Origin of the sequence: Streptomyces sp. NPDC001914 (assembly GCF_042891215.1) — a bacterium.
In the GTDB taxonomy this organism is placed as follows: Bacteria; Actinomycetota; Actinomycetes; order Streptomycetales; family Streptomycetaceae; genus Streptomyces.
In genome coordinates, this window is record NZ_JBIASW010000002.1 from 305,387 (window position 1) to 319,441 (window position 14,055).

A 14,055-nucleotide genomic window follows, 5' to 3' on the forward strand; every position below is an offset into this window, starting at 1 on the left:
GAGTGGTTGACGGGTGGGGCGTCCGCCTTCACACTCCTGCGAAGTCAATCGGTTGTACAGCCGAAACTTTCGGAGGCACCCGCCATGAGAACCTCCCGAACCCGCTCCGCCCGACCCCGCTCCTTACGCCGCGCGGCCACCGCCCTGCTCGCCGGGGGAGTGACGGTCGCCGCCCTGCTCACGGCCGGCACGACGGCACACGCGGCCGGCACGACGGCGCACGCCGCCGCCACCCCGCTGCGCGACCTCGCCGCCGCGAAGGGCAAGGCCATCGGCACCGCCGTCACCGGCTCCAGGCTGACCGGCGCGTACGGCGACATCGCCGGGAGCCAGTTCAACTCGCTGACCCCGGGCAACGCCATGAAATGGGGCACCGTCGAGCCCACCCGGGGCGGCTTCGACTGGGCCGAGGCCGACCAGATCGTCGCGTTCGCGCAGGCCCACAACCAGCAGGTACGCGGTCACACCCTGGTCTGGCACAGCCAGAACCCGAGCTGGCTGACGAACGGCACCTGGACCACCGCCGAGCTGAGCGGTCTGCTCCAGGACCACATCACCACCGAAGTCACCCGCTACAAGGGGAAGCTGGCCGCCTGGGACGTCGTCAACGAGCCCTTCAACGAGGACGGCACCTACCGCTCGACCCTCTGGTACAACGGCCTCGGCACCGACTACATCGCCCAGGCGCTGACCTGGGCGCACGCCGCCGACCCGAGCGCCAAGCTCTACATCAACGACTACAACGTCGAGGGCGTCAACGCCAAGAGCACCGCCCTGTACAACCTGGTCAAGTCCCTGAAGGCGCGAGGCGTCCCGATCGACGGCGTCGGCCTCCAGGCCCATCTCATCCTCGGCCAGGTCCCCGGCACCCTCCAGCAGAACATCCAGCGCTTCGCCGACCTCGGCGTCGACGTCGCGGTCACGGAGCTGGACATCCGCATGCAGCTCCCCTCCGACAGCGTGAAACTGGCCCAGCAGGCCGCCGACTACAAGGCGGTGTTCGACGCCTGCGTCGCCGTGACCCGCTGCCACGGCGTGACCGTGTGGGGCTTCACCGACTCCGACTCCTGGATCCCGGACGTCTTCCCGGGCTACGGCGCGGCGACCCCGTACGACGAGAACTACGCGCCCAAACCGGCGTACGGCGCCATCGCGGCCTCGCTCGGCGGAGGCACCACGACACCACCCACGGGCGCGTGCACGGCCACGTACAGCGTCCAGACCCAGTGGAACACCGGATTCACCGGCCAGGTGCGCATCGCGTGCTCCGGGGCCGCGCTCTCCTCGTGGAAGGTGAACTGGACGTACGGCGCGGGCCAGCGGATCACCCAGGCCTGGAACGCGACCTGCACCCAGAACGGCGCGGCCGTGAGCTGCGCCAACGCCTCCTACAACGGGACCGTCCCGGACGGCGGTTCGGTGACCTTCGGGTTCAACGCCTCCTGGAGCGGGGGCAACCCCGTGCCCACGGTGACACTGGGCTGAGGGGGCGGGCGCTTCAGCTCCGGGCCGGGGTAAGAATGATGAGATTCTCCGAAGAAAATCGTTCCGGGTCTGTTTCCCTAACAGTCCCCTAATAAAGCGCACTTACGTTCCTGTCCGTGACCGGACATGACGAGAACGGCGACGAGAACAGACGACGAGGCCGGCGGTCGCGGGTGCTGAAGGCCGCCGGCCTCACCCTGGCCGGACTGCTGGTGGTGGGCACCGGCACCGCGGGCTGGGCGTACTGGCATCTGAACCACAACATCGCGAGCGTCGACATCAACAGCGCGCTCGGCGACGACCGCCCGGCCAAGGCGGTGGTGACACCCTCGGCCACGGCGTCCGCCTCCGCCTCGGCGTCCCCGTCCCCGCTGCCCACCGAGGCCCTGAACATCCTGGTCCTGGGCTCGGACTCGCGCAGCGGCGAGGCGAACGCGAAGCTCGGCGGAGGGAACAGTTCCGGCGCGCGCTCCGACACGGCGATGGTCGTGCACATCGACGCGGGCCGCACCAAGGCCACCGTCGTCAGCATCCCCCGGGACACGCTGGTCACCCGTCCGTCCTGCCCGCTGTCCTCCGGGGGCTCGACCGCGGTGACGTACGGCGCCATGTTCAACAGCGCCTACTCGGTGGGCGGTCCGGTGTGCGCCGTGAAGACGGTCGAATCGATGACGAACGTCCGGATGGACCACTACCTGGAGATCGACTTCGCGGGCTTCGCGAAGCTGGTGAACGCCCTCGGCGGGGTCACCGTCACCACCGACGAGGACATCGACGACGACAAGAGCCATCTGCACCTCGCCGCCGGCACCCACCATCTGAGCGGCAAGCAGGCCCTCGCCCTGGCCCGCACCCGGCACGGCATAGGCGACGGCAGCGACCTCGGCCGGATAGGTCTCCAGCAGAAGCTGGTCAAGGCCCTGCTGGAGCAGATGTCCGCCACCGACCTGCTCACCGATCCCGCCAGGCTCTACAAGGTCGCCGACGCGGTCACCTCCAGCCTGACCACGGACACCGGCCTCGACTCCCTGAAGGAGCTGATGGACCTGGGCCAGAGCCTGAAGGGTCTGTCCTCGGACGAGGTGAGGACGGTGATGATGCCGGTGGCGACGGCGCCGTCCGACCCCAACCGGGTGGTGGCCCGCGAACCGGCCGCCGGGAAGCTGTGGGCGTCCCTGCGCTGACGGGTCCGGCTCCGGGGCAACCATCGGGGCGACCGGAGGGTCGTGTGCGGTGACATGTTCACGCGCCGAAGGAGCCTCCCGGTGTTCTCCGCACGTTCGTACGCCCGTTGGGCGGTCCCGCTGACGCTGGGACTCGCGGCACTGGGCGTCGCCGTTCCTCCCGCCTCCGCGTCGCCGACGACGGCCTCCGTCCGCGACGACTTCAACGGCGACGGGTACGCCGACCTGGTCGTCGGCGCCCCGAACGCGACCGTCGGCGGCCGGACCAGGGCGGGTTACGCGGCCGTCCTGTACGGCGGCCCGCACGGGCTCGCCGGCATCCGGCGCACGATCGTCAGCCGCGCCACGGCCGGCGTTCCCGGCGACCCCACCGCCTACGAGACGTTCGGCCTCCAGCTGACCAAGGGCGACCTGGACGGCGACGGTTACTCGGACCTCGTCGTCGGCACCCGTGCGGCCGGTGCCGACGCGGTCGTGCTCTGGGGCGGTCCGCGGGGTCTGTCCGGCGGCACCCCGGTCCCCGGCAACAACACGCAGACCGGTGACTTCGACGGCGACGGACACCTCGACCTCGCCGTCTTCCGCGCCAGTTACACGGGCGGCGACGATCCGCGGGGCACCACCGCGGAGGTCTGGACGGGCCCCGTCACCCGCTCCGGCACCCCGGCCGCCGCGGCCCCGCTCGACCCCGACCACCTCCAGTACATCGACGTCCACGACGGCACGGCCGGGGACATCAACGGCGACGGCCGGGCCGACCTGGCGCTCACCGCCTACTGCGGGGAGGGCGGCGACTGCGGCCGGGTCTACCTGGGCGGCCTCTTCGGCCTCACCCGGCTCACCGGCTACTACCTGACCGGCGACGGTGTCCTCACCCTCGGCGACGTCAACGGCGACGGCTACGACGACCTGATCGGCGGATACGGCTACGGCGACGCCATCACCGTGGTCCCCGGCTCGGCCGGCGGGCCGAGCCAGGACCAGAGCAGCTGGAAGGAGTACACGCAGGACACGCCCGGCGTGCCCGGCGTCAGGGAGGCCGGCGACATGTTCGGCGCGTCGATCGCGGTCGGTGACGTCGACGGCGACGGCATCGACGACGTGGCGGTCGGTGCCCCCGGCGAGAACGGCTCCACCGGTGTCGTCGACGTGCTGCGGGGCAGCCGCTCCGGACTGACCGGCGCGCACGCCCGGGCGTTCACCCAGGACACCGAGGGGGTCCCCGGAGTGTCCGAGCCGGGGGACGGCTTCGGCCACACCGTCCGCCTGCTCGACGTCGGCCACGACGGGCACGCCGACCTGGCCGCCTCCGCGGCGAACGAGGACGCGGGCAACGGCGCCGTGTGGCTGCTGCGCGGCGCCGCGACCGGCGTCGTCACGGACGGGGCCCTCGTCCTGGGAGGGAGGACGCTCGGGGCCCCCTACGCCAAGGCCGCCTTCGGTTCCGTACTCCGGTAGCCGCCGTCCGACCTGCGCGAACACCGGACGGACGGGCCCCGGGAAAAATCTTCCGGAGAATTCCGGGGTGGGTGTCGATCCGGGGTCTCCCCGTTCGACGCACTGGTGAGAGGCGGGAAGAAGCCCCGCCTCCGAGACACCACCGACACGAGGAGTCACCATGCCCCGCTACCTCTCCCTGGTCCAGATCGACGAGCGCACCGCACCCGCCGAAGGCCCCAGCCCCGAACTGATGCAGCGGATGGGCGAACTGATCGAGGAGATCACCAAGGCCGGTGTCATGCTCCAGACCGAGGGCCTGACACCCAGCGCGCAGGGCAAGCGCGTCCACTACGTGGGCGGGGAACTGTCCGTGACCGACGGGCCCTTCACCGAGTCCAAGGAGGTCGTCGGCGGCTACGCGATCATGCAGTGCAAGGACATGGCCGAGGCCCTGGAGTGGACCAAGCGCTTCCTGAAGGTCCACGAGGAGCACTGGACGGTCACCTGTGAGGTGCGGGAGATCGCCGAGGGCTGAGCGCTCCTTGGCCCGGCGCCGCCGTGGGTGTCTCATGGGGGGTTGTGGAACAGCAGCCCACCCGAGCACCCGACGGCGGTGTCGACACCGCCGTCGAGACCATCTACCGCATCGAGTCCCCCCGCATCATCGCGGGCGTGGCCCGGATCGTCCGTGACGTCGGCATCGCGGAGGAACTCGCGCAGGACGCCCTGGTCGCGGCGCTGGAGCAGTGGCCGCGCGACGGGGTGCCGGACAATCCCGGCGCCTGGCTGACGGCCACGGCCAAGCACCGGGCGATCGACCTCGTACGCCGCCGTGAGCGGTACGCGCGCAAGCTGGAGGAGGTCGGGCGGGACCTCTCGCTGTCCGCGCCGCACCATCTCGACGCACCCGCCGATCCGGACGACATCGACGACGACCTGCTGCGCCTGGTCTTCACCGCCTGCCATCCCGTCCTGTCCGCCGAGGCCCGCATCGCGCTCACCCTGCGGCTCCTCGGCGGTCTGACGACGTCCGAGATCGCCCGCGCCTTCCTCGTCCCGGAGGCGACCGTCGCCCAGCGGATCGTGCGGGCCAAGCGGACGCTGGCGGCGAAGGGCGTGGATTTCGAGGTCCCGTACGGGCCCGAGCGCGAAGCCCGGCTCGGATCCGTGCTGGAGGTCATCTACCTCGTCTTCAACGAGGGGTACGCGGCCACGGCGGGCGACGACCTGCTCCGCCCCGCGCTGTGCGAGGACGCGCTCCGGCTGGCCCGGGTGCTCGCCGAGCTGATGCCCAAGGAGAGCGAGGTGCACGCCCTCGCCGCCCTGCTGGAGCTCCAGGAGTCCCGGGCGGCCGCCCGCACCGGGCCCGGCGGCGAGCCCGTCCTCCTCAAGGACCAGCAGCGCCGCCGCTGGAACCGCCTGCTGATCCGCCGCGGCTTCACCGCGCTCGGCCGGGCCAACGCCGTCGCGACGGGCCGTCCGGGACCGTACGCGCTCCAGGCCGCCATCGCCGCCTGCCACGCGCAGGCCTACACCTACGAGGACACGGACTGGGGCGTGATCGCCACCCTGTACGGCCTGCTGGCGGCCCGCTCCCCGTCCCCCGTGGTCGAACTGAACCGGGCCGTGGCCGTCTCGATGGCCGAGGGCCCCGGCCCCGCCCTGGACATCGTCGACGCCCTCGCCGACGAACCCGCCCTGCGCGACTACCACTTGCTGCCGAGCGTGCGCGGCGACCTCCTCGCCCGCCTAGGACGTACACGGGAGGCACGCGCGGAGTTCGAGCGGGCGGCCGCGCTGGCGCGCAACGAGCGGGAACGCGCGCTGCTGGAGGCGCGGGCGCGCGAGTCGCGGAAATCGTGAGGTTCCCCGTGCGGTGATCCGTTCCCGGGGTGATCGGCGCACCGCCCCGAGCGGGTTCGTCCGCCCTCGCCGGGCCGTCCGCGGGGGCACCGGTGGTGCGGACGGGCCCGGGACCACGGCCCGTCGCCGGGCCGGACCCCGGTCCGCTCAGCGACCGCCGGCAGCGGCGGACGGCTTGGCGGGTGCTCCCACCAGCATGGTCGGTGCGCCCGCCACCCGGGTCAGGAACACCGTCGCGGAGTGCGGGCCCTGGGGCTTCACCTTGCGGCGCAGTTCCTCCGGCTCGACGGCCGATCCGCGCTTCTTCACGGTCAGGACACCGACCTCCCGTTCCCGCAGCAGCGCCTTCAACTTCTTGACGTTGAAGGGGAGCCGGTCGGTGATCTCGTACGCGGAGGCGTACGGCGTCGGGCGCAGGGCGTCCGCGGTGACGTAGGCGATCGTCTCGTCGATCAGCCCGCCGTCCAGGTCCTCGGCCACCTCGGCGACCAGGTGCGCGCGGATGACGGCGCCGTCCGGCTCGTACAGATAGCGCCCGACCGGCCTGACCCCGGGATCGGGCAGGCCGCGGCCGCGCAGCTCGCGCGGGCCCGGCAGCAGGGTGGCGCGCACCAGGCCGGGTTCGGTGCCGAACCAGAGCACCGCCTCCTTCACGTCCCCGCCGTCCGAGATCCACTCGGCCTCCGCCTCGGCCGGGACCGCCTCGTGCGGGATGCCGGGGGCGATCTTCAGCGCCGCGACCGGGGCGCGCAGGGCCGCCGCGACCGCCCAGGACAGCGGCGGCGAGTACGCCTCGGGGTCGAAGATCCGGCCGCGGCCGCCGCGGCGCGCCGGGTCCACGAAGACGGCGTCGTACGAGGCGGTGTCCACCTCGGTGACGTCGCTCTCGCGCACCTCGATCAGGTCCGTGAGTCCGAGCGCGTCGGCGTTCGCGCGGGCGGCGGCGGCCGTCAGCGGATCGCGGTCGACGGCCAGGACGCGGATTCCGGCGCGGGCCAGCGCGATGGCGTCGCCGCCGATGCCGCAGCACAGGTCGGCGACGGAGCGGACGCCGAGCGCGCGCAGCCGCTCGGCGCGGTGCACGGCCACGCTCGTCCGGGTGGACTGCTCGACCCCGTTCGGGGTGAAGAACATCCGTCCGGCGTCCTCGGCGCCGAACTTCGCCACCGCCCGCTGCCGCAGGCGTGCCTGACCGAGGGCCGCCGAGACCAGTTCGGCCGGGTGCTCGCGGCGCAGCCGGGTGGCGACGGCCAGTTCCTGCGCCGGTTCCGTGGCGCGGACCTCGTCGAGCAGGGCGCGGCCCTCGGCGGTGAGGAGGGGGGCGAAGGAGACGTCGTTCACCCGGCCATTGTGGGCCAGTCGGTGGACGGTGTGCTTCCGGCGGCGGTGTCGGGGCCCTCGCGCGGGAGGTGAGCTGGGAGGATCCGGCTCCATGCGACCCGTACGACAAAATGATAAAAACGGCGCAAGAGGGGCCGGTGTGCGCCGGGGAGTCGGCGTGCTCGCCCTCGCCCTCCTCGCCTCCGGCTGCGCCGGGTCCGGCGCGGCCCCGGCACCCGGAGCCGACGGCGGCGCCGGAGGGGCCCACGCCCCGCGGGCCGCACACCTGGAGGGCCCCGCCGGCGCCCTCGCCGCGTACGCCTCCCGGCTCCGGGCGGCACAGGTCCGGCGCGCCGCCGTCGCCAGGCGCTGGGGCCTGACGGCGGTGCCGCTGACGCCTCCGGCGCCGCCCGCCAGGAAGCCGGTCATCGAGGCCCGCAAGGGCTTCGAGGTCGACGGCCAGAAGGAACTGGGGCTGCCGCCGGTCTTCACGACCGTCCCCACCAAGGACAAGGTCGTCTTCCTCACCGTCGACGACGGCGCCCAGAAGGACCCCGCGTTCCTGCGGATGATGAGCGACCTGAGGATCCCGTACACCGCCTTCCTCAGCGACTTCCTCGTCAAGGACGACTACGGCTACTTCCGGCGGATGCGCGACCGGGGCGTCACCCTCGACAACCACACGCTGCACCACCCCTATCTGCCGGCGCTCTCCTACGCCCGGCAGAAGCGCGAGATCTGCGGCATGCAGGACGTGATGGAGAAGCAGTTCGGCAGACGCCCGACCGTCTTCCGCCCCCCGTTCGGCAACTACGACCAGGACACCCTGCGCGCCGCCAGGGCCTGCGGCATCAGGTACGCGCCCATCTGGAACGAGGAAGTCTTCGCCGACCACTGGGAGTACCGCGAGGAGGACCAGGACCTGCACCCCGGCGACATCGTCCTCACCCACTTCCAGGGCCGCGAGCAAGGGACGGGCACCATGCCCGAGATGGTCCGCCGCTTCCTCAGGACGGTCACCGCCAAGGGATACGCGGTCGCACGCCTGGAGGACTACCTGTGAGGCTGCGCGCGCCGGCCGCCGGGCTGCTCGTGGCGGCACTGCTCAGCGGCTGCGCCCAGTCCGTCGACCCCATCGAGCGCCTCGGCAAGAAGGCCGCCCAGCGAGTCCACCCGACGCAGTCGGCGTACCGCCGCTGGGGTCTGGCCGGCCCCCTGACCCCGGCGCCGGACGTGACCGTACGGAGCACCGCGCGCACCGCGGACACGGGACTGCCGCCCGTCGTGACCCAGGTGCGCACCCGCGACAAGGTGGTCTTCCTGACGTACGACGACGGGGCGGAGCGCGACCCGCGGTTCGCCGACATGGTCCGCGAACTGCGCCTGCCGGTCAGCATGTTCCTCACGGACCGGGTCGCCGGCCCCGGATACGGGCGTCTCGCCCGGCTGCGCGCGGTCGGCGCGAACCTGCAGAACCACACCCTCGACCACGTCACCCTGCGCGGTCTGCCCTACGCGGGCCAGCGCGCCGAGATCTGCGGACAGCAGGACAAGCTCGCACGGCGCTTCGGCGTCCGGCCCCGGCTGCTGCGACCCCCCTACGGCAGGTACGACGACACCACCCTGCGGGCCGCCGCCGACTGCGGGGTCGCCGCCATCGTCCTCGGCAGGACGGCCGACGCGCACCGGCTCCGGCCGGGCGACATCCTCGCGGGCCCCGGCGAAGGCGGTCTCACGGACGCCACGCTCCGGTTGCTCCGGAGGATCCAGCGCGAGGGCTTCACCGTGGCGCGGCTGGAGAACTACCTCTAGAGGGCACCCGGGGGAGAGAGAACGGCCTTCGGGGGCGCCGAGCGGCGGACCGGCATCAAGGGACTCGCACCGGCGAGCCCCTTCCGGAGTGCGCCCGTTCGGTGGGGTCCCGCCCCTTCCGGTCCACGCCACGCCGGACGGCTTTGGCACTCCGCTTGACCGAGTGCTAATCACAGTCATAGTCTCAGGTCTGGCACTCCCCCCTGGAGAGTGCCAACAGCGACGGGCAGGTCCGGCACCCGCGACGACGGATCGACCTGGTCGCCACCTCAGACAGTTAACCCCGTGAGATCTCCGAAGGGGGAGGTCGGATCGTGACGACCGCCAGCTCCAAGGTTGCCATCAAGCCGCTCGAGGACCGCATCGTGGTCCAGCCGCTCGACGCCGAGCAGACCACGGCCTCCGGCCTGGTCATTCCCGACACGGCGAAGGAGAAGCCCCAGGAGGGCGTCGTCCTGGCCGTGGGCCCGGGCCGCATCGAGGACGGCAAGCGTGTCGAGCTCGACGTCGCCGTCGGCGACATCGTTCTCTACAGCAAGTACGGCGGCACCGAGGTGAAGTACAACGGCGAGGAGTACCTCGTCCTCTCGGCTCGCGACGTGCTCGCGATCATCGAGAAGTAATTCACCTGGTAAGGGAGTTCGGGGTTCGTCCCCGGGCGACCCCGCACCAAGCATTGCAGTGAACCACGCCCCTGGCACCCGCGATATTCCAGCCGGGCGCCGGGGGCGCGGTTCGTTCTCCACATTTTCCGAGAGGGCTGAACCGCTTCCATGGCGAAGATCCTGAAGTTCGACGAGGACGCCCGTCGCGCCCTTGAGCGCGGCGTCAACAAGCTTGCCGACACGGTGAAGGTGACGATCGGCCCCAAGGGTCGCAACGTCGTCATCGACAAGAAGTTCGGCGCTCCCACCATCACCAACGACGGTGTGACCATCGCCCGTGAGGTCGAGGTCGAGGACCCGTTCGAGAACCTCGGCGCGCAGCTCGTGAAGGAGGTGGCGACCAAGACCAACGACATCGCGGGTGACGGTACGACCACCGCCACCGTGCTCGCCCAGGCGCTCGTGCGCGAGGGCCTGCGCAACGTCGCCGCGGGTGCCTCCCCGGCGCTGCTGAAGAAGGGCATCGACGCGGCCGTCAAGGCGGTCTCCGACGAGCTCCTCGCCACCGCGCGCCCGATCGACGAGAAGTCCGACATCGCCGCCGTCGCCGGTCTGTCCGCCCAGGACCCGCAGGTCGGCGAGCTCATCGCCGAGGCGATGGACAAGGTCGGCAAGGACGGTGTCATCACCGTCGAGGAGTCCAACACCTTCGGTCTGGAGCTCGACTTCACCGAGGGCATGGCCTTCGACAAGGGCTACCTGTCCCCGTACATGGTGTCCGACCAGGAGCGTATGGAGGCCGTCCTCGACGACCCGTACATCCTCATCCACCAGGGCAAGATCAGCTCCATCCAGGACCTGCTGCCGCTGCTGGAGAAGGTCATCCAGTCGAACGCCTCCAAGCCGCTGCTGATCATCGCCGAGGACGTCGAGGGCGAGGCCCTGTCGACCCTGGTCGTGAACAAGATCCGCGGCACGTTCAACGCCGTCGCCGTGAAGGCCCCCGGCTTCGGTGACCGCCGCAAGGCCATGCTCGGCGACATCGCCACCCTCACCGGTGGTCAGGTCATCGCCGAGGAGGTCGGCCTCAAGCTCGACCAGGTCGGCCTGGACGTGCTCGGCAGCGCCCGCCGCGTGACCGTCACCAAGGACGACACCACGATCGTCGACGGTGCCGGCAGCAGCGACGAGGTCGCCGGCCGCGTCAACCAGATCAAGGCCGAGATCGAGAACACCGACTCCGACTGGGACCGCGAGAAGCTCCAGGAGCGCCTCGCGAAGCTGGCCGGCGGCGTGTGCGTGATCAAGGTCGGCGCCGCCACCGAGGTGGAGCTGAAGGAGAAGAAGCACCGTCTGGAGGACGCCATCTCCGCGACCCGCGCCGCGGTCGAGGAGGGCATCGTCTCCGGTGGTGGCTCCGCGCTCGTCCACGCCGTCAAGGTCCTCGAGGGCAACCTCGACAAGACCGGCGACGAGGCCACGGGTGTCGCGGTCGTCCGCCGCGCCGCCGTCGAGCCGCTGCGCTGGATCGCCGAGAACTCCGGCCTCGAGGGTTACGTCATCACCTCCAAGGTCGCCGAGCTCGACAAGGGCCAGGGCTTCAACGCCGCCACCGGCGAGTACGGCGACCTGGTCAAGGCCGGCGTCATCGACCCGGTCAAGGTCACCCGCTCCGCCCTGGAGAACGCGGCCTCCATCGCCTCCCTGCTCCTGACGACCGAGACCCTGGTCGTCGAGAAGCCGGCCGAGGAAGAGGCCGACGCCGGCCACGGCGGCCACGGCCACTCCCACTGACGTCCGACGCCCTGAGCGCGGACACGCCCCCCGGGGCGTGACGTCGTGAAGAGGTCCCCGTTCCACGAGGAACGGGGACCTCTCGCGTTCCGCGGGACCATCCCCGTGCGGAGCGGCCTCGTTGCACGGGACCGTCCCCGTGCGGGAGTGGCCTCAGCCCTCCATCGCGTCCAGCGCGCCGAGATCCGCCATCAGGCCCAGCCGGTCGTACTCCCACCAGCCCTCGGCGATCTTTCCGTCCTCGTTGCACCGGAAGATCGTCGTGCCGGTCATGGAGACCTGCTTCCCGGACGCCGGGATCCCCATGAAGTCACCCGTGTGCGTGCCGCTCCAGGTCCACCGCGAGCAGACGCGGTCGCCCTCGGCGATCTGGTCGTCGATGGTGAACGTGAAGTCGAAGCCGCCGCGCCACATCTCCATCTCGCGCCGTATCGCGTCGAGCCCCATGGTGTCCTGCTCGTTGGCGGGATCGTGGTCGTGATAGCTCTCCGCCATCAGCCCGTCGAGCGGCGGCAGTTCCCCGGGAGCACCCAGCATCTCGAAGAAGCCGCGGATGTTCGCCGCGTAGAGCTGCTCGTCGCGCACCACGTCGAGGTCCGTGAACGTCGGCATGCCCTCACAGAGCGCCACCATCTCCTGGAAGATCGTGTCGGTCTCCGCGAGCTTCGAGTTCCGCATCGCGTCCTCGTACGACGGGAACTCCACGATCTCCACGAAGTGACTCGCGTCGGAGCGGTCCTTGCCGATGACGCTGTGCGTCGCGGTCCGTTTCCCCTTGGTCTTCTCGACCCACGTGTCCATCAGCCGGTTCATCTCGTCGAACCGACTGGTTCTACAGTCAATCAACTGCATGAATGTCATGGCGCCGCCTCCGGCCCCCTGGTCCGGTTGATCCACCTCGATTCTCCCACCGGAGGGGCGACACCACCCACCGCGCGATCATCGCGAACGGACCGCCCGGGCGCCCCGGTTCACTCGGGTCCGTACTTGCGCCCGGTCCGCGACGAGATCCCGCCCAGGAGCGCGCGCGGCGTCACCTTCACCACGCCCATCAGCACCTTGTAGCGCGGGTCCGGGACCGACAGCGTCCTGCCGCGGGCCAGATCGGCGAGCGCCGCCGCGACCAGCTTGTCGGCGTCCAGCCACATCCAGTTCGGGATGTTGTCCGTGCCCATCCCGGCCCGCTCGTGGAACTCGGTGCGCACGAAGCCCGGGGCCAGCGCCATCAGCCGGACCCCGCTGCCCGCGAGATCCTTCGCCGCGCCCTGCGTGAACTGCACGACCCACGCCTTCGACGCCCCGTACGTGCCCCGCGGCACGAACGCGGCCACCGACGCCACGTTGACGACCCCGCCCCGGCCGCGCTCCCGCATCGCCTCGGTCGCCGCCGACGTCAGCCGGAGAACCGCCTCGCAGTGGACCTTGAGCATCTTCAGCTCGTCCGCCATCGACACGTCCAGATAGCGGCCCTTGTTGCCGAAGCCGGCGTTGTTGACCAGCAGGTCGACCGGGTTCTTGCGGTCGGACAGCCGGGCGGCGACCTCCTCGATGCCCGCGTCCGTCGCCAGGTCGGCGGTGAGCACCTCGGCCTCGATGCCGTGGAGGTCGTGCAGCTCGGTCGCCTGCTCCCGCAGCCGCTTGGTGTCCCGCGCCACCAGCACGAGGTTGTGCCCGTCCGCCGCGAGCCGCCGCGCGAAGGCGGCACCGATCCCCGCGGTCGATCCCGTAATCAGAGCCGTTGTCATGGCGCAAGGGTAGTGACCGGCCCGGACCCCCGCCCCCCGGTGCGGCCGGTCACCCGGCGGCGGCCGCCCCGGTCTGTCCGCCGTACTTCGCCACGTACTCCCGCGCCGACGCCAGCGACTCCGGGTGCAGCGCCTCGCCCGCCGCCAACAGCCGTGGCAGCAGCTTCCGTTCGGTCGTCGCGGCGCGGAACTGGAGGGCGACGGTGACGTCGTGGGCGGGCCGGTGCACGATCTCGACCGGGTCCCCGGAGCGGATCTCGCCGGGCTCGATCACCCGCAGGTACGCGCCCGGCGCACCCCGGAGCGTGAACCGTCTGACCCAGCGCTTCTCGCCGAGGTGCTCCTGGAAGGTGCGGCACGGGATGCGCCCGCAGGTGACCTCCAGGACGACGTCGGAACCGATCCGCCAGCGTTCGCCGATCAGCGCGCCGGACACGTCGAGCCCGAGCGTCGTGAGGTTCTCGCCGAACACGCCGTTCGGCAGCGCCCGGCCGAGTTCGCGCTCCCAGTCGTCCAGGTCCTCGCGCGCCATCGCGTACACCGCCTGGTCGTCGCCCCCGTGGTGCCGCAGGTCGCACACGGTGTCGTCGGCCAGCCCGCTCCCGCCGGTCCCCTTGGGCCCCGGCGCCGTCACCCGGACCGGGCCGTCGACCGGCTGCTTGTCGATGCCGGTGACGCCCTCGGGGTGGTCCGTGTACGGGACGGTCCGGGCCCGGCCCACGTTCAGCGACAGAAGCTTCATGCCATCAAGCTAGGCGATACCGACCAAAGCGTCGACGCGATATTCGGCACAGCACCCAAGACGCG

13 protein-coding genes are annotated in these 14,055 nt (G+C 71.4%); 9 read left to right on the top strand and 4 right to left on the bottom strand.

Translation table 11 applies throughout. The features are described 5' to 3' along the window. Positions 1–84 precede the first annotated feature (84 nt). The 5 genes from ACFYYF_RS06450 (at position 85) to ACFYYF_RS06470 (ending at position 5,972) form a co-directional block, all read left to right on the top strand. Complete coding sequence (locus tag ACFYYF_RS06450) at positions 85–1,485, top strand: endo-1,4-beta-xylanase (protein ID WP_388772047.1); 1,401 nt, start codon at positions 85–87, stop codon at positions 1,483–1,485. Positions 1,486–1,601: 116 nt separating this feature from the next. Further along, complete coding sequence (locus ACFYYF_RS06455; RefSeq protein ID WP_361676613.1) at positions 1,602–2,669, top strand: LCP family protein; 1,068 nt, start codon at positions 1,602–1,604, stop codon at positions 2,667–2,669. 81 nt (positions 2,670–2,750) lie between these two features. Beyond that, on the top strand, positions 2,751–4,127 hold the full coding sequence (locus ACFYYF_RS06460) for an FG-GAP-like repeat-containing protein (protein WP_388772050.1): 1,377 nt from the start codon (positions 2,751–2,753) through the stop codon (positions 4,125–4,127). A 160-nt stretch (positions 4,128–4,287) separates the two neighbouring features. Continuing rightward, complete coding sequence (locus ACFYYF_RS06465; protein ID WP_361676608.1) at positions 4,288–4,644, top strand: YciI family protein; 357 nt, start codon at positions 4,288–4,290, stop codon at positions 4,642–4,644. 44 nt (positions 4,645–4,688) lie between these two features. Further along, on the top strand, positions 4,689–5,972 hold the full coding sequence (locus tag ACFYYF_RS06470; RefSeq protein ID WP_388772054.1) for an RNA polymerase sigma factor: 1,284 nt from the start codon (positions 4,689–4,691) through the stop codon (positions 5,970–5,972). 147 nt (positions 5,973–6,119) lie between these two features. Here ACFYYF_RS06470 and ACFYYF_RS06475 read toward each other — a convergent pair whose 3' ends face one another. After that, positions 6,120–7,313, bottom strand: a complete 1,194-nt coding sequence (locus tag ACFYYF_RS06475) for a methyltransferase domain-containing protein (protein ID WP_388772057.1) — start codon at positions 7,311–7,313, stop codon at positions 6,120–6,122. 91 nt (positions 7,314–7,404) lie between these two features. Here ACFYYF_RS06475 and ACFYYF_RS06480 point away from each other — a divergent pair, with 91 nt between their 5' ends. From ACFYYF_RS06480 to groL, 4 genes are all read left to right on the top strand, one after another. Next, complete coding sequence (locus ACFYYF_RS06480; protein ID WP_388772059.1) at positions 7,405–8,355, top strand: polysaccharide deacetylase family protein; 951 nt, start codon at positions 7,405–7,407, stop codon at positions 8,353–8,355. Next, a complete protein-coding gene (locus tag ACFYYF_RS06485; protein WP_388772061.1) occupies positions 8,352–9,104 on the top strand; it encodes a polysaccharide deacetylase family protein in 753 nt (250 codons plus the stop codon). The genes ACFYYF_RS06480 and ACFYYF_RS06485 overlap by 4 nt, the downstream gene beginning before the upstream one ends. Before the next feature lie 314 nt (positions 9,105–9,418). After that, positions 9,419–9,727: a co-chaperone GroES gene (gene groES, locus ACFYYF_RS06490; RefSeq protein ID WP_037626893.1), complete on the top strand. Its 309-nt coding sequence runs from the start codon at positions 9,419–9,421 to the stop codon at positions 9,725–9,727. Between the two features lie 150 nt (positions 9,728–9,877). After that, complete coding sequence (gene groL / locus ACFYYF_RS06495; protein ID WP_359026147.1) at positions 9,878–11,503, top strand: chaperonin GroEL; 1,626 nt, start codon at positions 9,878–9,880, stop codon at positions 11,501–11,503. Positions 11,504–11,656: 153 nt separating this feature from the next. On the opposite strand, the gene ACFYYF_RS06500 is transcribed toward groL, so the two are convergent. The 3 genes from ACFYYF_RS06500 to ACFYYF_RS06510 all read right to left on the bottom strand — a co-directional run bounded on the left by ACFYYF_RS06500 (position 11,657) and on the right by ACFYYF_RS06510 (position 13,990). Further along, on the bottom strand, positions 11,657–12,364 hold the full coding sequence (locus tag ACFYYF_RS06500) for an ester cyclase (protein ID WP_361676594.1): 708 nt from the start codon (positions 12,362–12,364) through the stop codon (positions 11,657–11,659). Between the two features lie 110 nt (positions 12,365–12,474). After that, positions 12,475–13,248: an SDR family NAD(P)-dependent oxidoreductase gene (locus ACFYYF_RS06505; protein WP_361676591.1), complete on the bottom strand. Its 774-nt coding sequence runs from the start codon at positions 13,246–13,248 to the stop codon at positions 12,475–12,477. 49 nt (positions 13,249–13,297) lie between these two features. Beyond that, the gene (locus ACFYYF_RS06510) at positions 13,298–13,990 is read right to left on the bottom strand and encodes an MOSC domain-containing protein (RefSeq protein ID WP_388772064.1); all 693 of its coding nucleotides are present in this window, start codon (positions 13,988–13,990) and stop codon (positions 13,298–13,300) included. Positions 13,991–14,055: the final 65 nt, after the last annotated feature.